Origin of the sequence: Flintibacter sp. P01028, assembly GCF_041925235.1 — a bacterium.
GTDB classification, from domain to species: Bacteria; Bacillota; Clostridia; order Oscillospirales; family Oscillospiraceae; genus Lawsonibacter; species Lawsonibacter aceti.
Genome location: NZ_JBHEVC010000002.1, coordinates 74,808 through 96,980 on the forward strand (window position 1 = coordinate 74,808; position 22,173 = coordinate 96,980).

The 22,173-nt window shown below is 57.0% G+C and carries 23 protein-coding genes and 2 pseudogenes; all 25 read left to right on the plus strand.

The window, feature by feature from the left end; genetic code table 11:
- Nucleotides 1-23: 23 nt before the first annotated feature.
- The 25 genes and pseudogenes from ACEVJK_RS04555 (at nucleotide 24) to ACEVJK_RS04675 (ending at nucleotide 22,129) form a co-directional block, all read left to right on the plus strand.
- A complete protein-coding gene (locus ACEVJK_RS04555; protein ID WP_374740082.1) occupies nucleotides 24-959 on the plus strand; it encodes a recombinase family protein in 936 nt (311 codons plus the stop codon).
- Nucleotides 960-999: 40 nt separating this feature from the next.
- Nucleotides 1,000-1,305: pseudogene (locus ACEVJK_RS04560) on the plus strand (DNA cytosine methyltransferase); the annotation flags it as partial.
- Between the two features lie 461 nt (nucleotides 1,306-1,766).
- Nucleotides 1,767-1,997, plus strand: a pseudogene (locus ACEVJK_RS04565) (transposase); the annotation flags it as partial.
- Between the two features lie 370 nt (nucleotides 1,998-2,367).
- Entirely contained in the window at nucleotides 2,368-3,117 is a 750-nt protein-coding gene (gene nagB, locus ACEVJK_RS04570; RefSeq protein ID WP_186852486.1) for a glucosamine-6-phosphate deaminase, read from the plus strand.
- Between the two features lie 368 nt (nucleotides 3,118-3,485).
- On the plus strand, nucleotides 3,486-4,439 hold the full coding sequence (locus ACEVJK_RS04575) for a cell wall hydrolase (RefSeq protein WP_186852487.1): 954 nt from the start codon (nucleotides 3,486-3,488) through the stop codon (nucleotides 4,437-4,439).
- 165 nt (nucleotides 4,440-4,604) lie between these two features.
- Nucleotides 4,605-5,105, plus strand: a complete 501-nt coding sequence (nusB, locus tag ACEVJK_RS04580) for a transcription antitermination factor NusB (RefSeq protein WP_147572201.1) — start codon at nucleotides 4,605-4,607, stop codon at nucleotides 5,103-5,105.
- Nucleotide 5,106: 1 nt separating this feature from the next.
- Nucleotides 5,107-6,045 carry a DNA-binding protein gene (locus ACEVJK_RS04585; protein ID WP_374740084.1) on the plus strand — a complete coding sequence of 313 codons (939 nt, stop codon included), beginning with the start codon at nucleotides 5,107-5,109 and terminating at the stop codon, nucleotides 6,043-6,045.
- Nucleotides 6,042-7,268, plus strand: coding sequence for an exodeoxyribonuclease VII large subunit (xseA, locus tag ACEVJK_RS04590; protein WP_374740085.1), 1,227 nt, complete (start codon nucleotides 6,042-6,044; stop codon nucleotides 7,266-7,268). The genes ACEVJK_RS04585 and xseA overlap by 4 nt, the downstream gene beginning before the upstream one ends.
- Nucleotides 7,269-7,272: 4 nt before the next feature.
- The gene (gene xseB, locus ACEVJK_RS04595; protein WP_340405663.1) at nucleotides 7,273-7,491 is read left to right on the plus strand and encodes an exodeoxyribonuclease VII small subunit; all 219 of its coding nucleotides are present in this window, start codon (nucleotides 7,273-7,275) and stop codon (nucleotides 7,489-7,491) included.
- A 6-nt stretch (nucleotides 7,492-7,497) separates the two neighbouring features.
- On the plus strand, nucleotides 7,498-8,394 hold the full coding sequence (locus ACEVJK_RS04600) for a polyprenyl synthetase family protein (protein WP_374740086.1): 897 nt from the start codon (nucleotides 7,498-7,500) through the stop codon (nucleotides 8,392-8,394).
- 28 nt (nucleotides 8,395-8,422) lie between these two features.
- Nucleotides 8,423-8,881 (plus strand): divergent PAP2 family protein, encoded by a 459-nt coding sequence (locus ACEVJK_RS04605; RefSeq protein ID WP_147572206.1) that lies wholly within the window; start codon nucleotides 8,423-8,425, stop codon nucleotides 8,879-8,881.
- 54 nt (nucleotides 8,882-8,935) lie between these two features.
- Complete coding sequence (dxs, locus tag ACEVJK_RS04610; RefSeq protein ID WP_147572207.1) at nucleotides 8,936-10,792, plus strand: 1-deoxy-D-xylulose-5-phosphate synthase; 1,857 nt, start codon at nucleotides 8,936-8,938, stop codon at nucleotides 10,790-10,792.
- A complete protein-coding gene (locus ACEVJK_RS04615) occupies nucleotides 10,782-11,594 on the plus strand; it encodes a TlyA family RNA methyltransferase (RefSeq protein ID WP_340405665.1) in 813 nt (270 codons plus the stop codon). The genes dxs and ACEVJK_RS04615 overlap by 11 nt, the downstream gene beginning before the upstream one ends.
- Complete coding sequence (locus tag ACEVJK_RS04620) at nucleotides 11,591-12,463, plus strand: NAD(+)/NADH kinase (RefSeq protein WP_147572208.1); 873 nt, start codon at nucleotides 11,591-11,593, stop codon at nucleotides 12,461-12,463. Before ACEVJK_RS04615 ends, ACEVJK_RS04620 begins: the two co-directional genes overlap by 4 nt.
- A complete protein-coding gene (locus ACEVJK_RS04625) occupies nucleotides 12,460-12,912 on the plus strand; it encodes an arginine repressor (RefSeq protein WP_147572209.1) in 453 nt (150 codons plus the stop codon). The genes ACEVJK_RS04620 and ACEVJK_RS04625 overlap by 4 nt, the downstream gene beginning before the upstream one ends.
- Before the next feature lie 30 nt (nucleotides 12,913-12,942).
- A complete protein-coding gene (gene recN, locus ACEVJK_RS04630; RefSeq protein ID WP_374740087.1) occupies nucleotides 12,943-14,643 on the plus strand; it encodes a DNA repair protein RecN in 1,701 nt (566 codons plus the stop codon).
- A gap of 65 nt (nucleotides 14,644-14,708) precedes the next feature.
- A complete protein-coding gene (locus tag ACEVJK_RS04635; RefSeq protein ID WP_374740089.1) occupies nucleotides 14,709-16,148 on the plus strand; it encodes a four-carbon acid sugar kinase family protein in 1,440 nt (479 codons plus the stop codon).
- 162 nt (nucleotides 16,149-16,310) lie between these two features.
- The gene (locus ACEVJK_RS04640) at nucleotides 16,311-16,826 is read left to right on the plus strand and encodes a Na+/H+ antiporter subunit E (protein WP_374740091.1); all 516 of its coding nucleotides are present in this window, start codon (nucleotides 16,311-16,313) and stop codon (nucleotides 16,824-16,826) included.
- Nucleotides 16,819-17,121, plus strand: a complete 303-nt coding sequence (locus ACEVJK_RS04645; RefSeq protein ID WP_147572213.1) for a monovalent cation/H+ antiporter complex subunit F — start codon at nucleotides 16,819-16,821, stop codon at nucleotides 17,119-17,121. The genes ACEVJK_RS04640 and ACEVJK_RS04645 overlap by 8 nt, the downstream gene beginning before the upstream one ends.
- Nucleotides 17,118-17,447, plus strand: a complete 330-nt coding sequence (locus tag ACEVJK_RS04650) for a monovalent cation/H(+) antiporter subunit G (protein WP_186852496.1) — start codon at nucleotides 17,118-17,120, stop codon at nucleotides 17,445-17,447. Before ACEVJK_RS04645 ends, ACEVJK_RS04650 begins: the two co-directional genes overlap by 4 nt.
- Entirely contained in the window at nucleotides 17,444-17,701 is a 258-nt protein-coding gene (locus ACEVJK_RS04655; RefSeq protein WP_147572215.1) for a hydrogenase subunit MbhD domain-containing protein, read from the plus strand. The genes ACEVJK_RS04650 and ACEVJK_RS04655 overlap by 4 nt, the downstream gene beginning before the upstream one ends.
- Complete coding sequence (mbhE, locus tag ACEVJK_RS04660) at nucleotides 17,691-18,713, plus strand: hydrogen gas-evolving membrane-bound hydrogenase subunit E (protein WP_186852497.1); 1,023 nt, start codon at nucleotides 17,691-17,693, stop codon at nucleotides 18,711-18,713. Before ACEVJK_RS04655 ends, mbhE begins: the two co-directional genes overlap by 11 nt.
- A gap of 3 nt (nucleotides 18,714-18,716) precedes the next feature.
- A complete protein-coding gene (locus ACEVJK_RS04665; RefSeq protein WP_147572217.1) occupies nucleotides 18,717-19,091 on the plus strand; it encodes a sodium:proton antiporter in 375 nt (124 codons plus the stop codon).
- Nucleotides 19,092-19,128: 37 nt separating this feature from the next.
- Entirely contained in the window at nucleotides 19,129-20,619 is a 1,491-nt protein-coding gene (locus tag ACEVJK_RS04670) for a complex I subunit 5 family protein (RefSeq protein ID WP_374740093.1), read from the plus strand.
- Between the two features lie 31 nt (nucleotides 20,620-20,650).
- Nucleotides 20,651-22,129 carry a complex I subunit 5 family protein gene (locus ACEVJK_RS04675; protein ID WP_243200951.1) on the plus strand — a complete coding sequence of 493 codons (1,479 nt, stop codon included), beginning with the start codon at nucleotides 20,651-20,653 and terminating at the stop codon, nucleotides 22,127-22,129.
- Nucleotides 22,130-22,173 lie beyond the last annotated feature (44 nt).

The following is a 22,173-nucleotide window of genomic DNA, read 5'->3' on the forward strand; positions in this document are numbered from 1 at the left end:
AGTGGTATCATGGAGGTTTTGCTATGTCTGGATATGTGATTGAGATTCCACAGGAGAAAGAGAACGGTTCTATCTGGAGTCAGCAATTAAGAGTCGCTGCTTATTGTCGGGTCAGCACCCCTTACGAAGAACAACAGAAAAGTTTGGAAAAGCAAATTGAGTACTTTACACGATACATCAAGAGAAATCCCTTTTGGAGGTTTGTCGCTGTGTATGCGGACAATGCCTCCGGGCTCCACGCGAAGAATCGGCCCGGATACCAAAAGATGCTGAGAGATTGTAGAAAAGGAAAAATCAATTTGATCCTTGTGAAATCTCTGAGCCGCTTCGGAAGAGATGCAAAAGAAACCATGACTACGATCAGGAGATTGAAGCAAATGGGTATTGGAGTGTATATTGAACTGGGCGGGATCCATACACTGACATCTCCGGACAGTGTCGTTGATCTGTATACCACGTTTAATCAAGCAGAGAGCCAGAACAAAAGCGACAATATCAAGTTCGGTTTGCGTCAGCGGATGAAAAGCGGGAAAACTATACTGAACCATTCTCAATTTCTTGGCTATACAAAAGGACCAGACGGTATATTGCGGGTGGTCCCGGAGGAGGCGGAAATCGTACGGAAGATATTTGATCTCTATGTGCAGGGGAACGGTGTACGGAAGATCAAGCGCTACCTGGAAGAACACGGGATCAAAACAGTGACAGGGAAGAGGGAGTGGAGCACCTCCACCATCGATCGGATGTTGAGTAACGAGAAGTACATCGGGCAGGTGCTGATGCAGAAAAGCTATACGCCGGATTTCCTGACCGGAAAGCAAGTCAAAAACGATGGGCAGTTGGATATGTACCTGGTAGAGGATGCTCATGAGGCTATCATTGACCAGGAGACTTTTGATCGGGTACAGAAAATGGAAGGCCAAAGGAAACATATAGTCCAAATGGAACAAATACTTTGACAGAGTACCGATTCGGTAGGTCGGCGATTCTCTTTTTACAGAAATGATACGTTTTGGTAAATTATTTTCTCCGAAATGTATTGTAATAGAAAATGTGCCAAATCTGCTTAAAGCAAAAACCGAAAATGGTGACAAGGTTATTGATATAATTGTATCAGAGCTAGAAATGATTGGATATCATGTTGACTATGACATTTTGGAAGCAACTTCATTTGGAGTTCCTCAAATAAGAAAAAGATTGGTGGTAGTAGCCAGCAAATCTAAGTTGAACCAACCATTTCCTTTGCCTACTCACACATGCGAAGGTCAGAATACATCTTTACTAAAAACTCCAACATCTATTTGAAACTGTAAGGAACCACTTGACATCTGACTGGGAAGGCGGCATTAAATTTGGATTAGAGAGAGGATATTTAGTGTAATACAAATCTTACGTCGCTTTTCCGGATGTACGATATATAATTGACAGATAGTAGACGAGGGACGAGAGCTTCCATATTACGCCCTGTCTACTGATAAAACCAGTCCTGCGCTTGCAGCTTCACGCCATGTAATCACAGCCCTGTTTTCCTGCCGCTTCAAACGCCTTTGCCCTCCCCGGCGGCAACGGCATTTTCACGGCAACGCCGACAGAGCGTATAACACACTACACTTTGCAAGAAGAGGCGTGTGCCAAGGGGCAAGCCCCTTTGGAAACTCCGGACAACAAAACAGGCGGTATGCTGCCCTCGGGAGCATACCGCCGTTTGTTGTTGGCAGCCCGTTTCACGGTCTGTTTTCGCCCTTTGTAAAGTTTGGCGTATCGTATTTATGGAGTATCTGAAAGAGAAGAGCAGCACAATGCTGTATGAGCAATTCGGCGAGTTGAAATACAAGTACCGGAACCGAGAATTTTGGTGCAGAGGATGGTACTATGTGGATACAGTAGGGAAAAATGAGAGCCGAATTGCAGAGTACATGAAGAATCAGCTAAAAGAGGACGGGATGGGAGAGCAACTGAGAATCCCATGTAGCAGCCCGTTTACGGGCGGCAAGTAACAGTCCTCACGCAGATGGCAGACCGTATTACGCGTTGCACGCGTCCGCGAGGAACAGAGGGCTATGCCTGCATAGTGACAACCACCATCGAAGCTGGTGGTTATGTGCATTATGCCTAGGGTAAAAAAGACGTCATCCGCCCGCTCACGTTGCTACTCCTTGCTTTAAATGGGGACAATTTTTATTTCCTGCCCGAAAATCAGCCGGTCTGCTAACCTGTGAGAACGCTGTTTTTTCGATTGATATGGATTGAAAAACAGCGATGGTAATGGTATGATAAAACTGCTGTGAGATAAGGTCCTATCTGCCCTAAAGAGGACAGATGATATATGGGGCTTGGAGCAGCCCATTTGAAATGGAGGAGTTATTTATGAGGATTTATCAGTGCGCCGACTATTCGTCTATGAGCCGCAAGGCGGCCAGTATAATAGCCGCCCAGATCCAGCTAAAGCCGGACTGTGTCCTGGGTCTGGCCACCGGGTCCACGCCGGTGGGTGCCTATGAGCAACTGGTACGGTGGTATCAGGATGGGGAGTTGTCCTTTGCCGAGGTAAAGACGGCCAACCTGGATGAGTATTATGGCCTGGCCCCGGAGCACGACCAGAGCTACCGCTATTTTATGCAGAAAAACCTGTTCGACCATGTGGACATTAAGGCGGAGAATACCCATGTACCCAACGGGCTGGCCGGGGACCCTGAGAAAGAGGGGGCCGGATATGACCATATGATCCGGGCGCTGGGGGGGATTGACCTTCAACTGCTGGGCCTGGGCCATAATGGGCATATTGGCTTTAATGAGCCTGCGGACTGCTATCCCGTGGGGACCCACCTGGTAGACCTCGCCGCCAGTACAATCGAGGCGAATAAGCGATTTTTTGCCAGCGAAGCCGATGTGCCCCGGCAGGCCCTCACCATGGGTATCGGCACCATTATGAACGCCAGGAGCATCCTGCTGGTGGTCAATGGAGCCGCCAAGGCGGATATTGTGCGGGCTGCCTTCCAGGGGCCTGTGGTGCCTCAGGTCCCGGCCTCGGTGCTCCAACTGCATCCTAATGTAGTGCTGGTAGGGGACAGGGGAGCTTTAAGCAAGCTGGACCTGGAGAAGACAGAGCTGAAGTGAGGGACGGGATGTTTCCTTCCCTTATGACTTGTACTGTCTGCCACACCAGTGATAAGAGAGGATGCCAGCGCCTTCAACCTGATATCTAGTCTAACTGGCTCGGACCGCCCTCTGGGCGGCCCGAGCTTTTTCCAGATGAAGAAGTTGGACGAAAAAGCAGAAGCTGGTATAAAAATGTAAAAAAGGATAAAAAACCGCGATATTACTAAACAATACAGACAAAATACACAAGATTGAAGCTGGAAGTCTGGGCAATTTTGCCCTTGCGCCGCTCCTTTGAATTGGTTACAATATGGTAACAAAAGTAACAAGCAGTTGCTTTTGGTTGTCATAATTATGACAAAACCGTATCGAAAGGAGTGAAGACAATGATACGCAAGCTGTTTTCCGTGACGCTGTGCGCCTTTGCCTTGCTCCTCCTGATGGGTGCCAGCTCTGTTCCAGAGCAGACTGTGACCATCGTGGCAGAGGAGGGGAGCGTTCCCACCAATAGTGGTGTAACGCTTGAAACTGATAAGGTAAGTGATGAGGCGGTCCACGGGGCCGCCGGGGCCAGCCTGATCGAGTTGGCCGAGAATACAGATAGTAAGCTCCTGATTGACGGAGTGCCAGCGCCTAGCGACGTGGCCCGGATGCAGAAGGACGGTATCACCTATGTGTCTCTGGCTGGTATGGCTAAGGCTCTAGATGACACGGCTCAGGTCCAGTGGGATAGCGGGACCGGTGTGGCCACTGTGACTACCGCCAATTTGAATGTGACCGCCAAGGTCGGTCAACTGTATATGGTGGCCAATGGCCGTTATCTCTATCTGCCAGAGTCCGCACAGGTGGTGGAGGGCCGGCTCACGGTCCCGCTCTGGGCGGTGGCCGAGGCCTTTGACGCCAAGGTGGGCTGGGACAGTGCTACCGGGACCGTGACTGTTACACGGGGCAGTGGGGCGATCCAGTCCGGCGAAAGCTACTATGATCAGAACGATCTGTTCTGGCTCTCACGCCTGATCTATGCCGAGAGTGGCAACCAGCCTCTGGAGGGCCAGATGGCTGTGGGAAATGTGGTGCTCAACCGAGTGGCCAGTCCTATCTATCCCAACACCATCGAAGGGGTGCTGGCACAGAAAAACCAGTTTTCTACCTATCAATCCGGAAGCCTGGCCAAGCGTACCCCAAATGAATCCAGTGTCATCGCTGCCAAACTGGTGCTGGATGGCGGGGTGGTGGAGGAGACCAGAGGAGCCCTGTATTTTGATTCTAGCGTGGGTAGCTGGGCCTCTCGAAACCGCAACTGCATCGCCGTGATAGGCGGCCACAAATTTTATGACTGAGAAGACGGCCTGCGGGCCGTCTTTTTTATTTGTTCCAAGGAAATGGCGGGCACCATAGGCAGATGCTGAACAGACAAAATTGGGGCTTCCTTTTTTGTATATTCATGTATATAATATAGCTACCTTATTATGGCCACATTACGGCCTGTGGGAGGATACAAAACGATGACGAGAAGCAACGCCCGCGAGATCGCGGTACAGATGATATTTTCTCTGGGATTTGGAAATTTGAGTGCGGATGAGGTCCTCGACACCCAACTGACCCAGGAGAGATTTCAGGAGCTGGCGGAGGATATGCCCCTGTATTCCCAGTTCCCCAATGAGAAGCAGGCCCAGTACATACGGGACCTGGTCCGGGGGGTCTTTGCCCATGGTCCGGAGCTGGACGACTACATCAGCCGCTATGCCGTGGGCTGGTCCTTTTCCCGTATCCCCCGTATGGCGGCAGCTATTATGCGTACCGCTATGTATGAGGTCCTGTATATGGAGGAGATCCCCAACGCCGCTGCCATTAATGAGGCGGTGGAGATCGCCAAGAGCTATGAGTCTCAGGACGTGGTAGCCTTTATCAATGGGATCTTAGGCTCGTTTGTCCGGGCAGAGTTTGCCGACACCCCGCCAAAGCCGGAAAAAGCGGCCAGAGCGGACGACAAGGCGGAGGACTGAAATGGCGGTCCTTGCGCTGGATACCAGCAATTATACCACCTCAGTGGCTGTGTTTGACGGTCAGACCGGCTGCAACAGGAGCAAGCTGCTGGAAGTCAGACCAGGGGAGCTTGGCCTGAGGCAGAGTGACGCCCTGTTCCAACATGTGCGGGAGCTGCCCGGACTGTTTGAGCAGTTGGAGCGGCAGGGCCTGTTAGAGGGGATTGCCGCGGTAGGAGCCAGCACCCGTCCTAGAGAGGTGGAGGGCTCCTATATGCCATGCTTTCTGGCCGGGAGTTCTCAGGGGAGGGGTTTAGCCCACACTCTGGGCGTCCCATTTTTTGCCCATTCCCATCAACAGGGGCATCTGGCTGCCGCCGCCTGGTCCGCCGGACGGCTGGATCTGCTGGATGGCCCTTTTCTGGCTTGGCACCTGTCGGGCGGAACTACGGAGCTGCTGCGGGTGGAGCCGCAGGGCTGCTCGGTCAAAGGGGAGATCATCGGCGGTACCACCGATATCTCTGCTGGACAACTGATCGACCGTACTGGTGTGCTGCTGGGCCTGAACTTCCCGGCAGGGAAGGCACTGGACGAATTATGCAGACAAACGGATGCCGGTCCGGGCTACCGGGTGAAGCTGGACGGTCTCCACTTCTCCCTGTCCGGAATGGAAAATCAGGTGAAAAAGCTGCTGGAGCGGGGGGAGAAACCGGCCGACATCGCCCGGTTCGCGCTGAATACTGTGTGTGATGTGGTTCACCGGGCCACAGTAGCAGCCCAGGACCAGTATCCCGGACTGCCTGTCCTGTGCTCCGGCGGTGTGGCCTCCAACCGCCATTTGCGCCATGTGCTCACAGAGTTCTGCCAGGCCATCTTTGCCCAGCCCCAGTTTGCCACAGACAACGCTATGGGGACAGCGATCCTTACCTGGCGGGCTTGGAGAGAGGGGGGACAGGTATGACGGGAGATCGTACCGTCCTGACCCCCAGCCAGGTAGGCGGATATCTGAAAAACCTTATGGACCGGGACCGGCTCCTGTCCTCGCTTCTGGTCCGGGGAGAACTGTCCAACTACAAGATGTATCCTTCGGGACACCACTACTTCACCCTGAAGGACAGTGAGGGCGCCCTGCGCTGTGTTATGTTCCGCGGCGACGCCCAGTCTCTTCGCTTCCGGCCGGAGAACGGGATGCAGGTGGTTGCCTCTGGCCGGATCACCGTATTCCCTCGGGACGGCCAGTACCAGATGTATTGTGTCCGCCTGACGCCTGATGGGGCGGGGGACCTGGCCATGGCCTTTGAACAGTTAAAGGAGCGCCTGCTGCGGGAGGGGCTGTTTGACCAGGAGCATAAGAGGCCAATCCCCAAATTTCCAAAGGTCATCGCGCTGGTGACTTCGCCAGCCGGGGCGGCGGTCCGGGATATGCTCCGAATCCTGGGTACCCGCTGGCCTATGGCCCAGGTGAAGGTACTGCCGGTCCGTGTCCAGGGCGAGGGCGCGGCCGAGGAGATCGCCGCCGCCATCCAGTGGGCCAACTGGAAGCGGGTGGCGGACCTGATTATCACGGGCCGAGGCGGCGGCTCTATGGAGGACTTGTGGGCCTTCAATGAGGAGATTGTGGCCCGGACTATCTATCAGTCGGAGATCCCGGTGATTTCTGCCGTGGGACATGAGCCGGATGTGACCATTGCCGACTTCGTGGCCGATTTGAGAGCCGCCACCCCTTCCAACGCCGCTGAATTGGCGGTACCCGATCAAAATGAGATCTATTCCACCCTGATGGGAGGGAAAGAGCGGCTGGAGGGAGGACTGCTCCACCGCCTAGCCCGATACCGGCAGCGGCTGGACCGCCTGGCTCAGAGCAGGACTATGACCGACCCCGCCTCCTATTTCCGGGACAAGCGGCTGCTGCTGGACTACCAGAGCAGCCGTCTGATTCACGGACTGGAGAGGAATGTTTCCGGACAGAGGGAGCGTGCGGCCAGGTTGGCGGCCTCTCTGGACGCAATGAGTCCTCTGAAGGTTTTGGGGCGTGGATACGCCATCGCGCAAAGAGAGGATGGCCATGTGCTGACCTCGGCGCAAGGAGCCGCTCCGGGTGACAGGCTCTCCCTGCGTCTGTCGGACGGCAGCTTGGAATGCCGTGTAGAAGAAAGGATAGGTGTGCCCGATGGCAGGAAATAAGAAATTGGATTTTGAGGCTTCTATGGCTCGGCTGGAGGAGATTGTAGCCCTCCTTGAGCGGGGAGAGGCTCCGCTGGAGCAGGCGATGGCCCTCTTTGAAGAGGGAGCTAAACTGCTGCGGGAGTGTACTGCCCAGTTGGACAAGGCGGAGCAGAAGGTGAGCCTGCTGATTGCGGGTGAGGACGGACAGCCACAGGAGCGGCCTTTCGCACGGGAGGAGTAAGGGAAAATGAACTACCAGCAGCAGATGGACCGGGCCTATGCCCTAACAGAAGAATACCTTGCCTCCTGCTTCCAGGGGGAGGGGTTGGAAAAGGCCATGCGATATAGCCTCATGGCCGGAGGAAAGCGGATCCGCCCTATCCTGACCATGCTGTTCTGTCAGGCAGCCGGCGGTGAGCTGGAGGAGGGATTGGAGTTTGGTTGCGGGGTAGAGATGCTCCATACCTATTCCCTCATCCACGATGACCTGCCCTGTATGGACAACGATGACCTGCGGCGGGGGAAGCCCACCTGCCATAAGGTATTTGGCGAGTGTGTAGCCACCTTGGCCGGGGATGCCCTTCAGGCGGCTGCCTTCCGTACTGTGCTGTTTGCGAAGGGGCCCTGGTCAGGTGAGGGAGCGGCAGCTCCTGCCCTGGCCGCCGGTGTGCTGGCCGAGGCGGCAGGCGTGCAGGGGATGTGCGGCGGCCAGTACTGGGATACCATTGGGGATGGACAGCCCCACAGTTTGGAGGACTTGACGGCCATCCATGACAAAAAGACCGGCGCCCTGCTGCGGGCCGCCTGTGTCATGGGGGTTCTGGCCTGCTCCGGCCATAGAGAGGTAGATGACAGCTGTATTGACGCGGCCAGGGAGTATGCCACCCATCTGGGGCTGGCCTTCCAGATCCGGGACGATGTGCTGGATGCCACCTCCACCACAGAGGAGCTGGGTAAGCCGGTGGGATCGGACAGCGCCAACGGCAAGACCACCTATGTGACACTGCTGGGGGTGGAGGGCTGCCGGGAACAGGTGATAGAGCATACCCGCTTGGCGAAAGATGCTTTGGAGCGGGGCGGATGGCGCGGCAGCATCGGCTGTCTGTGCTGGCTGGCGGATCATCTGGCCCAGAGAAGCAACTAAGGGCGATTTAAGAGCAGGGGGGACAGGCATGGAGCATTATCAGGGCTTCCTCACTGGGAATTTGATGTTGGATCTGGCCATTACAGCTTGGTTCGCTGCCCAGATGATCAAGGTGTTGACCGATCTGGCTATCCGGCGTAAATCCAGCCTGAGCGCGCTTATTAGCAGCGGTGGGATGCCAAGCTCCCATTCGGCCTTTGTGTGCGCGCTGGCGGTGTCTATGGGCATCGCCTATGGCTGGCATAGTCCATTGTTCGCTCTGGCCGCTGGCCTGGCGGCAGTGGTGATGTATGACGCTTTCAATGTGCGCTGGTCCACTGGCGAGCAGGCCAAGGCACTCAACCAGCTGCTTGGCAGCCTGGAGGACCTCCCTCCTGACCTGAAGGGCCGCCGGCTGAAGGAGGCACTGGGGCACACGCCGTTCCAGGTGTTGATGGGTGCCCTGCTGGGTATCTTGGTGGGGCTTCTGACCCTGCTTTGGAAATAAGCGCCGCCCCGGTCTACAAGATCCGGGACGCGGGAGCGAAGGAGTCGCATAGGATTGAACAGAGAACAAAACGGTCCGCACAGACCGCTGTTGGCGGATTTGACAGACAGGGAGGGAGAGGCCCTCTGTGCTCAACTGCGCCAGGAATTGGTGGAGGAGGTATCCAAGACAGGAGGGCATCTGGCCTCCAACCTGGGTGCGGTGGAGCTGACAGTGGCCATCCATCGGGTATTTGATACCGCCCGGGACCGGCTGGTATTCGACGTGGGGCACCAGTGCTATCCTCACAAGATGATTACCGGCCGGAGGGAGGCGATGTCCACTCTGCGCCAGTACGGCGGTATTGCTGGCTTTCCAAAGCCGGGGGAGAGCGGCCACGACGCCTTTATCGCCGGCCATGCCTCCAACTCGGTGGCGGTGGCGCTGGGTATGGCTCGGGCCAGAACAGCGATGAAGGAGGACTATAAGGTACTGGCTCTGATCGGTGACGGGGCCCTGACAGGCGGATTGGCCTACGAGGGGCTGTCCAACGCTGGGGAGTGCGGCCAGCAGCTGCTGGTCATCCTCAACGACAACGGGATGTCCATTACCGCCAACGTAGGCGGGGTGGCGGAGCATCTGGCTCAACAGCGGTTAAAGCCCCAGTACCTGACCTTTAAGAAACACTACCGCCGCATCATGGGGAAGACCTGGGTGGGGCAGCGGATATACCAATTTACCCACCGGGTCAAGAAGGCGCTGAAGCAGAGCCTTCTGCCGTGCAGTATGTTTGAGAATATGGGATTTACCTATCTTGGTCCGGTAGACGGGCATGACCTGCCAAAGCTGACCAGGATTCTTCAATATGCCAGGGAACTGAATGAGCCGGTCCTGCTCCATGTGAGGACCGTCAAGGGAAAGGGGTATCTGCCCGCTGAGGAGAATCCGGATGCCTTCCATGGAGTTGGGCCCTTTGATCCCATGACCGGCCTGATGAAAAAGGTGGGCGGCGACAATTTCTCTGCTGTGTTCGGCAGAAAACTCACTCAAATGGGACGGGAGCACCCGGAGATATGCGGCCTGACAGCCGCTATGATGGGGGGCACCGGCCTGGAGGAATTTGCCAGGGCCTTCCCGGACCGGTTCTTTGACGTTGGGATCGCCGAAGGCTGCGCCGTTTCCATGGCAGCCGGAATGGCCAAGGAGGGGGCGATACCCGTGTTTGGAGTGTACTCCACCTTTCTCCAGCGGTCCTACGATATGCTGATCCACGATGTGGCCATTGACCACCTCCATGTGGTGCTGGGCGTGGATCGGGCCGGACTGGTGGGAGAGGACGGGGAGACCCACCATGGCGTCTTTGATGTGGCCTATCTGGATAGCGTCCCGGGGATGACAGTCTTTGCGCCCTCCAGCTTCCAGGAGCTGGAGGAGATGCTGGAGCGGGCCGTGCTGGAAATCAAGGGGCCGGTAGCTGTCCGTTATCCACGTGGCGGCGAGGGGATGTATACGGGCAGTTCAGGCAGCGGGCCTGCTGTACTGCTAAGGGAGGGGAGAGATCTTACCCTGGCGGGCTACGGCATCCAGATCAACGATCTGCTGGAGGCGGCTGACCTTCTGTCCAAAGAGGGGATCGAGGCCCAGGTGGTCAAGCTGAACCAGATTACCCCTCTCCCGACTGAGCTTGTAGCCGACTGCGTCCGTCAGACTGGGGCTCTGCTGGTAGCCGAGGACTGCGTGGCCAGTGGCAGCGTGGGACAGCGTTTGGCCGCGGCGCTGGAGGAGAAGCAGATCCCGGCCAGGATATATCGGATCGACTGCGGACAGGAATTTGTGCCCCACGGGGCAGTCCGGCTGCTGAAGCGGGATCTGAATTTGGACGGGCCTGGAATCGCCCGACGGGCCATGGAGGTGCTGGGCTGTGTCAAATAAAAAGCGACTGGATGTAGCCATGACAGAGCAGGGGTTAGCGGAGAGCCGTCAGAAGGCCCAGGCGGTCATCATGGCCGGACAGGTCTATGTAGATGGACAGAAGGTGGACAAGGCTGGAGCGCCTGTGGGTGAGAGTGCCCGCATCGAGGTCCGGGGCAAGACGATGCCCTATGTGAGCCGGGGCGGTCTGAAGCTGGAAAAGGCCATGGCCTGCTGGCCGATTTGTCTGGAGGGGGCAGTCTGTGCCGATATTGGCGCTTCCACAGGAGGATTTACCGATTGTATGCTCCAAAACGGGGCGGCTAAGGTATTCGCGGTGGATGTGGGCTATAACCAGCTGGACTGGCGGCTCAGGACTCATCCAAAGGTCGTCTGCATGGAGCGCACCAATGCCCGATACCTGACAGTGGAGCAGATCCCTCAGCCTTTGGATTTTTTCTCAGTCGATGTGTCTTTTATTTCCCTGAATCTGATCCTGCCCGCTCTACGGCCCCTGATGGCTCCAGGCGGAGAGGGCGTCTGCCTGGTGAAGCCCCAGTTTGAGGCAGGGAAGGACAAGGTGGGGAAGAAAGGCGTGGTTCGGGACCCGGAGGTCCATCTGGAGGTATTGAGCCAGTTTTTGATTCACGCCGAAAATGCGGATTTTACTGTAAAGGATATTACCTTCTCACCGATAAAGGGTCCGGAGGGAAACATCGAGTACCTGGGTCATCTGCGTGCCGGGGCCGGCGTGCCCTATGGGGGGGACCTGTGGGAGCTGGTCCAGCGATCTCACAACGTGTGGAAGGAGGGGCGGGAATGAAAGTTATCCTTAGCTCAAATCCATACCGGGACCGGGGTCTGAAGGCCGCGCTGGAGGCACAGCGCATTTTAGAACGATCTGGTGCCCAGACGGCGCTCTGCCTGCCCTTCGTCCCGAAGAAGGGGGACCGGGTCGATGTGCCGCGCCAGTTGACACTGTCCTCTCTGGAGCGGGAGCTGCCCAGTGCGGATCTTCTGATCTGCTTCGGAGGAGACGGTACCATCCTCCATGCGGCCAGGGACGCCACGCTTCACGATGTGCCGATTCTGGGGGTCAATATGGGCAGCGTGGGCTTTATGGCGGAACTGGAGCGGTCCGAGCTCCCTCTGCTGGCTCCGCTGGCCCAGGGAAACTTTTCTATCGAGGAGCGGATGATGCTGGATGTCCAGGTAGTGCGGGGGGGAAAAATTATCAGCCAGGACTTGGCGCTGAACGACGCTGTGGTGTTCAAGGGCTCCATGGCGCGGGTGGCGGAGGTGGAGGTGTGGGCCGACCAGGTCCAGGTGAGCAGCATCATGGGGGACGGCGTCATCGTGGCCACCCCAACGGGGTCTACGGCTTACTCCATGTCCGCCGGAGGCCCCATTGTAGAACCTACCTCTCGAAGCATCATCATCACTCCGGTGTGTGCCCACCAACTGGCTGCCCGTGCGATGGTACTCTCTCCGGAACGGACGGTGAGCGTTACCCTGCCCCGGGGAACCCGCAAGCATTTGTACCTGTCAGTAGATGGAGGCAAAGCAATCCGACTATCAGGCAGCGACAGAGTGGAAGTCCGGCGGTCTACCCACTGCACCAAGCTGGTCCAACTGGCTGGCCGGAGCTTTTATCAGGTCATTAACCAGAAGCTGGGAGGATTCACAAAGTGAAAAATTTGCGTCAGGCTGAAATATTAAATATCGTACAGTCGGTGGATATAGAGACACAGGAGCAGATGCTGGAGGAGCTGAAGTCCCGAGGCATCTCGGCCACCCAGGCCACGATCTCCAGGGACATCAAGGAACTTCGGCTGGTCAAGGTTTTGACCGGAAAAGGTGCGTACCGCTACGCCCCTAGCGAGCGGAAGGGCGCTGTTACTTCTGACACCAGGCTGCGCAATATTTTCAAAGAAGGGGTCATCTCGGTGGATGTGGCCCAGAATATCGTAGTGGTCAAGACGATGCCGGGACTGGCCTCAGCTGCCTGTTCCGCTCTGGACAATATGGAGATTCCTGGAATCGTCGGCAGTCTGGCAGGGGATGACACAGGCATTTTGATCATGCGCGACAGTGCTGCCGCCCAGTCCTTTAACAGCGAGGTTCACAAGCTGCTGAAGTAATTTGATCTGTGGACAGAAAGGGGGTATACCATGCTTTCTCTGCTCCATATTGAGAATATCGCTATCATTGAGTCGGCGGATATCCGATTTGATGGCGGCTTCAATGTGCTTACCGGCGAGACCGGCGCGGGAAAATCCATCGTCATCGACGCAATTGGCGCTGTTCTGGGAGAGCGGACCAGCCGCGAACTCATCCGCACCGGGGCCAGGTCGGCGCTGGTCACAGCCGTTTTTACTGGGCTCCCCAAGCTCAGATGGCTGGAGGATAACGGCTTTCCACCACAGGGGGAGGAACTGCTACTCCAACGGGAGATCCAGGGGGACGGCCGGAATGTATGCCGGGTAGACGGACGGCCTTTGACCGTAGCCCAGCTCCGGGAGCTGGGGCGGCAGCTGCTGAATATTCATGGGCAGCACGACGGGCAGCAGCTTCTGGACCCGGAGAGCCACCTGGACTATTTGGACTGCTTCGGCAGGACCGGGGACCTTTTGAAAGACTATCAGAGCAGCTATCAGGCCATGAGTGAGAAAAGGCGGCAGATCGCTTCGCTGGAGATGGACGAGGCGGAGCGGAGCCGGAGGGTGGACACGCTGACCTATCAGATTCAGGAGCTGGAGCGGGCCGGGCTGAAGCCGGGTGAGGATGAGGAGCTGGATGCCCGAAAGACCTTGATGCGCAGTGCCGGCAAGCTGATGGATGCGCTCCAGGCGGCAGAATATGCGCTGGGGGGCGATGAGGATAACCAAGGGGCCTGTGCCCTAATTGCTGACGCCGAGGGGGAGCTGCGGGGCGTGGCCCGTCTCAGCCCACAGATTGGGGCGTTGGCGGACCAGGTGTCCACCCTGCGGGCCGCGGCGGAGGACGCCTTGGAGAGCCTGCGGGACCAGGGCAGGGAGCTTGACTTTTCTCCGGAGGAGCTGGACCGACTGGAGAGTCGGCTGGACATCCTTTACCGGCTGAAAAAGAAATATGGCTCCACAGTGGCTGATATGTTGGACTATTTGGAGCGGAGCCGCCAGGAGCTGGACCAGATCCAAGATGCGGACGACACCATTGCACGACTCCAGAAGGAGCTGTCCCAGGTCCGGGCACAGGCCAGGGAGAAGGGAGAGCGCCTGTCCCATGCCAGAAAAGAGGCGGCCCTGTCCCTGCAGCAGCGGGTGCAGGAGGAGCTGCGCCAGCTGGATATGCCGAAAGTGCAGTTCCAGGCCCAATTTCTGGGGCAGCAGGAGGAGGACGGGATGGGAACCACAGGGCTGGACCAGGTTCAGTTTCTGATGTCCGCTAACGCGGGAGAGGCGCTGAAGCCGATTCAGAAGGTGGCCTCTGGTGGTGAACTGGCCCGTATCATGCTGGCACTGAAAAACGTGTTGGCGGAGGATGACGGAGTGGGCAGTCTGGTCTTTGACGAGGTGGACACCGGAGTTTCCGGGCGGGCGGCCCAAAAGGTAGCGGAAAAGATGGCCCAGGTAGCCAGACGAAAGCAGGTGCTGTGCGTCACCCACTTGCCCCAGATTGCGGCAATGGCAGACACCCATTTCTCTGTCCAGAAGGGTGAGCGGGATGGCCGGACGTATACCCATGTGGAACGATTGGACCGGGCGGGAAGAGGAGAGGAGCTGGCCCGTCTGATCGGGGGATCTTCGGTGACAGAACTGCTGCGCCAGAGTGCGGAGCAACTGCTTGCTGAGGGAGAAAAGTACCGGAATGTCCTCCGAGAAGCCCTGTAAAGGAGCGCGGGATTTGAAGTGGACTCCCACAAGTTTTAACAGGTAAATAGGAGGATATTATAGATATGAGTGAGAGAAAAGTCGCAGTTGAGCCCGCGGACCTGGCGCGGCAGTGGCCTCTGCCCGCAAAGGAGCAGGTCCACCAGGAGCTAAAGAGGGCCTTAGAAGGGTGCCGGCGGAAGATGGTGGTGCTGGACGACGATCCCACCGGCGTCCAGACGGTTCACGGCCTGTATGTCTATACAGACTGGGAGCGGGAAACACTGCTCCAGGGCCTGCGGTCGGAACAGCCCATGTTCTTTGTTCTGACCAACTCCAGGGGCTTTACCGCGGAAGAAACAGAGCGCGCCCACCAGGAGATCGGGAAGAATCTCGCCTGGGCGGCCAGAGAGGCGGGGCAGCCCTTTGTCCTAATCAGCCGGGGAGACTCCACGCTGCGGGGCCATTATCCCTTGGAAACGGAGACATTGCGGCAGACCCTGGAGAGAGAGCTGGAGACCTGTTATGACGGCGAGATCATCATGCCCTATTTCCAGGAAGGGGGCCGGCTCACCATTGGAGATGTCCACTATGTGAAGATGGGAGAACAGCTGGTGCCCGCCGGCATGACGGAATTTGCCAAGGATACCACCTTTGCCTACACCTCCTCCGACCTGAAAGACTGGTGCCAGGAGAGAACCGGGGGCAGATACCGGGCGGAGGAGATGGTATCCATCTCCCTGGAGGAGCTCCGGGCCCTGGATTATCCGGGTATCACCAGGAAGCTGATGGGCGTGTCCGGGTTTCAGAAGGTGGTGGTCAACGCCGCGGATGACCTGGACGTAGAGGTTTTTGTCACCGCTCTGATGGCGGCCTTGAATCAGGGAAAGCAGTTTCTTTACCGCTGTGCCGCCGGACTGGTCCGGGTAATGGGCGGTGTAGAACATCGTCCACTCCTGGGCCGGGCGGAGCTGCGTGACCGGGATAACCCGAATGGAGGCCTGGTGGTGGTGGGCTCCCATGTGAAAAAGACGAGCCAGCAGCTGGAATGCCTTCTGGATGGTGTGGATGGCCTGGAGGAGATCTGTTTCCAGGCGGAGAGCGCCCTCCGGCCGGGTGGTCTGGAGGAGGAGCGGGCGAGAGTGTCGGCCAGGGCCCAGCAGGTGATACGGGCAGGACGGACCGCTGTAGTCTATACCAGCCGCCAGGTCCTCCGGGTCAGTCAAGAGAGCGCCGACGCCAATTTGGAGCTGAGTGTGCGTATCTCGCGGGCCCTTACTGGGGTAGTGTCCGATTTGAGAGAAAGGCCGTCCTTTATCGTGGCCAAGGGGGGCATCACCTCCAGCGATGTGGGTATCCAGGCACTGAGCGTCAAAAAGGCGTTGGTGCTGGGGCAGGCCGCCCCTGGAGTTCCGGTTTGGAAGACTGGAGAGGAGAGCAGATTCCCCGGTATGTCCTATATTATTTTCCCAGGAAATGTAGGAGAGGTGACAACACTGCGGGATATCGTCCACGAACTGGTCTAAAAGATGCAGGTGCCCAGTCGGGCCGCTGAAATAGGCGGCCCGATTTCTTTTTGAATTAAAAAAGGAATTTATGGGGACAAGACATATTTTCTCTTCCGTTTTTGAAACAAATCTGTTATACTATTTAAGACAGCCCGCAGGGAGAGTGTGGGTGCTGGCTCTTTGGAAAACGAACTGGGGATGAGAGGGAGAGAAGACCGTTTGGTATTTGTGCTGCTGTTCCTGTTTTGGCTGCTGCTGAACGGAAAGGTGACCGTTGAGATCATATTGGTTGGCGCGGCAGTTTCTGCGGCGCTGACTTGTTTTGCCCATCGGGTGCTCCATATTTCGCCTCAGGGAGAACTGCGCGTTCTGCGCAGACTCCCTGAGGTATTTTGTTATCTGATGTGGCTGATGGGCCAGATTTTGCTGTCCAACATCCAGGTCATCGGCCGTATCCTGACCCCTGGGAAGAAACAAGCTCCGGCAAAATTGATCTGGTTTCAGCCTGGGACAAAGGGTGACCTGGCCAAGTTGGCCCTGGCGAATTCTATCACCTTAACGCCCGGGACAGTGACGGTGTCCATGGGGCCGGATATGCTGTGTGTCTACGCCCTGGACCCTGAGTTTGGAGCAGGACTAAAGGAATCTGCCTTTGCGGAGAAACTGAAAAAGCTGGAGGAGGAGCGCCATGGCTGAGTGTACGCCGATGCTGCGGGCAGTTCTGACTGCTGTACTGTGCCTGCTGGCGCTGGGTATTCTGCTATGCCTGATCCGGGCTATCCGCGGGCCCAGGTATACGGACCGGGTGATAGCCCTCAATGAGATATGCACGTTGGTCATCTTTGTGATCTGTATTTTGTCCTATCTGCTGGGAAAGGCATACTTGGTGGATGTGGCTATCCTCTACGGACTACTTAATCTGCTGGCGGTGGCTGTTTTAAGCCGCGTTACCGTGGAACGCCACCGAAACCGGAAGGAGGGAAAGAAATGACTATCCGTACCATAGCTGCCCTGGGGCTGATTCTTCTGGGAACCCTGGTGATAGCCATCTCCATTCTGGGGCTGTTCCGCTTCCGGGATGCCTTGGAGCGTATCCACGCGGGAGCGGTGACCGACACCCTGGGTGTGCTGCTAATCCTGGGGGGACTGATCCTTCTGTGTGGCTGGAACGGGCATGGGATTAAGCTGGCTGCAACGCTGGTGGTCCTCTGGGCCACCAATCCCATTTCTTCCCACCTGATTGCCAGAATGGAACTGATTACCGGCCGGGATATCGAACCAGATCAGCTGACCGGAGAGGGGGAGCGGGAATTGTGATCGTACTGGAGATCATTCTGCTGCTGTTCTTGGTGTTCTGCGCCGTGGCCGCAGTGATGACCAAGAGACTTATGGCCTCGGTCATCATCTTTATGTCCTATTCCTCGGTCATGGCCATCCTGTGGTTTCTGCTGGAATCCCCCGACCTGGCCATTACAGAGGCCGCTGTGGGGGCGGGTGTCACAAGTCTGCTGTTCTTCCTGGCCCTGAGAAGGGTGAATGCCCTGAAAGGGGTGGACAAGGATGAGGAGTGACCATACTGAAGAAAGCCGCTTTGAGCGGTTTCTCCACTGGGCAGAGGGGGAAGAAGCGGATCAGGGGTCGGAGGAGGCCGAGGACCCGGAGCGGGCAGAGTTCGTGGAGTATCTAGAATATATTGACTCCCACGAGCCCATGGATTTCGGTGCCTACCGGCTGATGCGGATGCGGGAGCGAGCGGCAAAAGGGATTCCTCAGCCTGCGGTACCAGGCCATCATGCCGTCGTGGAACAGAGAGCGGTCAGAGCGGGTGGTCGAAAGAGGGGGTACCGGCCAGGCACACTGAAAAAGTTGGTGCGTGTCTACCGTATTCTGTCCGTATGTGTGACCATGGTGCTGATGCTTACCCTGTTGCTGGTAGCTCTTTCCATGCCGCGGTTTGGGGACCCGGAAGCCCCGGCGATCAACGAGGTATCTCAGCGATATCTGGAAAAAGGCGTGGAAGAAACAGGCGCGGTCAATGCCGTAGCCGGAATGATACTGGATTACCGGGCATTTGACACTTTTGGTGAGTCTACGGTCCTCTTTGCGGCTGCTATGAGTGTGGTCCTGCTGCTGCGTAAGACTGGGAAGGAGGACGGCCAGACTGCGCCTTGTGATTCGGTACTGGCTCAGATGGGGCGGCTCATCCTGCCGGCGGTGATGATGTTTGGCGTCTATGTGGTCCTCAATGGCCACCTAAGTCCCGGCGGAGGCTTTTCCGGAGGGACTGTGCTTGGGTGCGGATTGATCCTCTGCTCCATGATCCTGGGGAGTGAAGAGATGGAACGCCTGCTCCCGCCCAGACGCATCACGGCGGTGACGGTTACCTGCCTGTTAGCCTATGGCCTGATGAAAGGATATTCCTTCTTTACCGGGGCCAATCACTTGGGGTGGGAGGTGCCCAAGGGGACGCCGGGCGCCATTTTCAGCGCCGGATTCATCCTGCCCCTGAATATCTGTGTAGGCATCATCGTGGCCTGTACGATGTACACCTTTTTTACCCTGTTTTCACAAAAGGAGGGGTAAGCCTTGGCGGAATTGATTTTACAGCAGCGGTTTTACATAGCGGCGATCCTCTTATTTGCCATAGGGATCACCACGCTATTTCTCCATCCCAATTTAATCAAAAAGATTATCGGACTCAATCTTATGGATACCTCAGTATTCCTTTTCTTGGCGGCCATGGGCTATGTGGAGGGAGGAAGCGCCCCCATTTTGGAGGAGGGGATGGAGCGGGCTGTACGGATCAATCCGGTACCGGGAGGGTTGGTGCTGACTGGTATCGTGGTGGCGGTGAGTACGACGGCACTGTTTCTGGCCCTGACCTGTCGGCTGTACAAGAGGTATCACAGCCTGAATCTGGATGTCATTCTGATGCGTTCCAAAGAAGAACATCATAATTAGGGAGATATAAATCAGAGACAGAATGGAGGTGAAGCTTTTGCCCTTTACATATAACGTTCCTTTCTTCAGCATTTTTCTAGCCCTGCTCAGTGCGGTGTCAGTTCCGTTCCTGAAAAATGGAGAGCAGGCACTTCGGATGATCCGGGTGGTCCAGGCCGTGGTGGCAGCCCTGTCGGCGGCTCTGCTGGCCCACCTGTGGAGTGGGGACAGCTTCACCTTTATGATGGGACATTTTCCGGCCCCTTGGGGAAACGAACTGCGGGCTGGTCCTCTGGAGGCATTGCTGGCCCTGGCCTTCAGCTTGGTGATGTTTCTCTCTCTTACTGGTGGCGCAGAGGACATCCGCCGGGACATTCGGGAGGAGCGCCAGGGGCAGTATTGCCTGTTGATGCAACTTCTCTATGCGGCTCTGCTGGCCATGGTTTATACCAATGACCTCTTCACCGCCTATGTCTTTGTGGAGATCGCAGCGGTCACCGCCTGTATCGCTGTGGTAGCGAAGGAGAGCGGCCGCTCTGTGGTGGCGGCCATCCGGTATCTGGTGTTCAGCTGCCTGGGTTCCGGCTTGATCCTGCTGGGCATTTCCATGCTGTATAGCGTCACCGGACATCTGCTGATGGAGGACTTGGGGCGGGCGGTAGCACCGTTGGCCCAAACCGGCAGATATGCGATTCCACTGACAGCTTCGGCACTGCTGATGACTCTGGGGCTGGCGATTAAAAGTGCTCAGTTTCCCTTTCACGCCTGGCTGCCCGACGCGCACGCCAGTGCGACGACCGCCTCCAGCGCCATTTTGTCTGGACTGGTGCTGAAGGGTTACATTGTATTGATTATAAAGCTGATCCTGCGAGTGTTTGGCAGCAGTGTACTGATTGAAATGTACCTCCATGACCTGCTTTTCCTTTTGGGCGTAGCTGGTATGCTGTTCGCTTCTGTGGCTGCTTTGCGGCAGGAGGAGGTAAAGAGAATGATCGCCTACTCCTCCTCGGCCCAGATATCCTATATCTTTCTTGCCCTGGGGCTGGGCAGCCGGGCGGGGACCGCCGCGGCCTGCTTCCAACTGCTGACCCACGCCTTTACAAAGCCCATGATATTTGTGGGTGCCGGGGCCCTGATACGGGCCGGGGAGGGAGGACACTACTGGAGTGACCTGCGGGGTATGGCCTGGCGGGCTCCAGTGGCCGGCATCGGGTTTACCGTGGGCGGCCTGTCTCTGTGCGGCCTACCGCTGCTGGCCGGCTTCTCATCCAAATATAGTCTGGCTGTGGCGGCACTGGCGGGAGAGTGGCAGACGATGCCGACTCTGTTCAGCCTGGCTGTCAGCTCCGTCCTCAACGCCATGTATTATATCCCTGCTATTTTGGTCATCTGGGGCAGGAGGGACGGGGAAAGAGGTACTTTCCTGTCCGCAAAAGAGGCATCGGCCCACCGCTGGGCTACCCTCTGCTTCGTGGCGTTCAACCTGGTGCTGGGCGTGGGGGTAGGACCGATCCTTGCTCTGATCCATACAGGACTCGCGCAGTTTTGATTGACCATTTGAAGAGAAAGAAGGTGACAGGATGGAAATGCTGTATGGAAACTGGCTGGTGCTGCCTGTGCTGTTTCCCATATTCGGCGGCCTGATGGCGGCCCGCATCCATACCCTCGGGGCGCGACGTACCGTCGTTTCCACCATCCTGATCCTTCAGATCCTTCTGGTCTTGCCTGCGGCCATTTATGATACACCACCCTATACCATGCTGCATTTAGCCCCAGGGCTCCGCATCGTCCTGCAGGGGGACGCTCTGGGGCGTTTTTTTGCCGCCTTGATCTGTATCATCTGGTTCGCAGTGGCCTTTTTCGCCTATGAGTATATGAATCATGAGGGCCACCGGGAGCGGTTTTTTGGATTTTACCTCATGACGCTGGGCGCTCTGATGGGCATTTGCTTTGCGGGCAACTTAGTCACGCTCTACCTGTTTTATGAGCTGATGACGTTGTGTTCCGTCCCTCTGGTCCTGCACATCGGCACCAAGAAGGCATTTGAGGCCGCCTATCGCTACCTGGCCTTTTCTGTGGCCGGGGCAGGGCTTGGGCTGCTGGGACTTTTCGTGCTCCAGGGTTACTGTACCACAGACCTGTTTACACCAGGCGGCGTGTTGAACAGCTCCTTAGCCACTGGGGACCGCCAGTGGCTCCTGTGCGTGTTCCTCGTCATGGCAGTGGGGTTTGGCTGTAAGGCGGGAATGTTCCCGCTCCACGCATGGCTGCCCATCGCCCACCCGGTAGCACCTGCCCCCGCCTCCGCGGTCCTGTCTGGCCTTATCACTAAGATGGGCGTCTTTGCCATAATCCGGGTGGTTTACTATCTATATGGATGGGATTTTCTCAGCGGAACTTGGGTGCAGAGAACGGTGCTGATCCTGTCTCTGGTCACGGTGCTCATGGGCTCCACCCTGGCCCTGCGGGAGGACACACTGAAAAAAAGGCTGGCCTACTCAACGGTCAGCCAAGTGTCCTATGTGATTTTCGGCCTGATGCTGCTGACCCCTGCCGCATTGGAAGGCGCGCTCTTCCAGGTGGTGTTCCACGCCATTGGAAAGAATGCCCTGTTCATGGCCACAGGCGCCATCATCTATAAAACACACCTGACCCAGGTTTCTCAGATGCGCGGTGTGGGCACGGTGTATGGCATCACTATGTGGTGCTTTGCGCTGGCCTCTCTCTCCCTGATCGGGATTCCGCCCACAGGGGGCTTCGTGGCCAAGTGGATGCTGGCCCGTGGGGCGCTGGAGGCCGGTCTGGGGCCGGTGTCCTATGTGGGCATCGGGGTTCTGATGCTCTCCGCTCTGCTTACCGCCTGCTATCTGCTTCCCATCATTACCTCGGCCTTTTTCCCCGGCAAGGGCTTTGACCGGAGCCAGATCGTCAAACAGCAGGATACCTGGCTCATGTGGATCACCCTCTGCTTCCTCACCGCGTCTGTGGTGATTTTAGGGATGTATCCCGGCCTTCTCTCTCCCGCGGTGGAGGATATCCTGGCTCCGCTTTTTGGTTGAGCCTTCAGACCTTGTGAGGAAAGGGGGTGTTTCCTTGTGTGGAT

Excerpts from the sequence above, each read along its gene's own strand:
- ACEVJK_RS04555 (WP_374740082.1), top strand. The coding sequence starts at position 24 with ATGTCTGGATATGTGATTGAGATTCCACAGGAGAAAGAGAACGGTTCT.
- nagB (WP_186852486.1), top strand. The coding sequence starts at position 2,368 with ATGAGGATTTATCAGTGCGCCGACTATTCGTCTATGAGCCGCAAGGCG.
- ACEVJK_RS04575 (WP_186852487.1), top strand. The coding sequence starts at position 3,486 with ATGATACGCAAGCTGTTTTCCGTGACGCTGTGCGCCTTTGCCTTGCTC.
- nusB (WP_147572201.1), top strand. The coding sequence starts at position 4,605 with ATGACGAGAAGCAACGCCCGCGAGATCGCGGTACAGATGATATTTTCT.
- ACEVJK_RS04585 (WP_374740084.1), top strand. The coding sequence starts at position 5,107 with ATGGCGGTCCTTGCGCTGGATACCAGCAATTATACCACCTCAGTGGCT.
- xseA (WP_374740085.1), top strand. The coding sequence starts at position 6,042 with ATGACGGGAGATCGTACCGTCCTGACCCCCAGCCAGGTAGGCGGATAT.
- ACEVJK_RS04600 (WP_374740086.1), top strand. The coding sequence starts at position 7,498 with ATGAACTACCAGCAGCAGATGGACCGGGCCTATGCCCTAACAGAAGAA.
- ACEVJK_RS04605 (WP_147572206.1), top strand. The coding sequence starts at position 8,423 with ATGGAGCATTATCAGGGCTTCCTCACTGGGAATTTGATGTTGGATCTG.
- ACEVJK_RS04620 (WP_147572208.1), top strand. The coding sequence starts at position 11,591 with ATGAAAGTTATCCTTAGCTCAAATCCATACCGGGACCGGGGTCTGAAG.
- recN (WP_374740087.1), top strand. The coding sequence starts at position 12,943 with ATGCTTTCTCTGCTCCATATTGAGAATATCGCTATCATTGAGTCGGCG.
- ACEVJK_RS04635 (WP_374740089.1), top strand. The coding sequence starts at position 14,709 with ATGAGTGAGAGAAAAGTCGCAGTTGAGCCCGCGGACCTGGCGCGGCAG.
- ACEVJK_RS04645 (WP_147572213.1), top strand. The coding sequence starts at position 16,819 with ATGGCTGAGTGTACGCCGATGCTGCGGGCAGTTCTGACTGCTGTACTG.
- ACEVJK_RS04650 (WP_186852496.1), top strand. The coding sequence starts at position 17,118 with ATGACTATCCGTACCATAGCTGCCCTGGGGCTGATTCTTCTGGGAACC.
- mbhE (WP_186852497.1), top strand. The coding sequence starts at position 17,691 with ATGAGGAGTGACCATACTGAAGAAAGCCGCTTTGAGCGGTTTCTCCAC.
- ACEVJK_RS04675 (WP_243200951.1), top strand. The coding sequence starts at position 20,651 with ATGGAAATGCTGTATGGAAACTGGCTGGTGCTGCCTGTGCTGTTTCCC.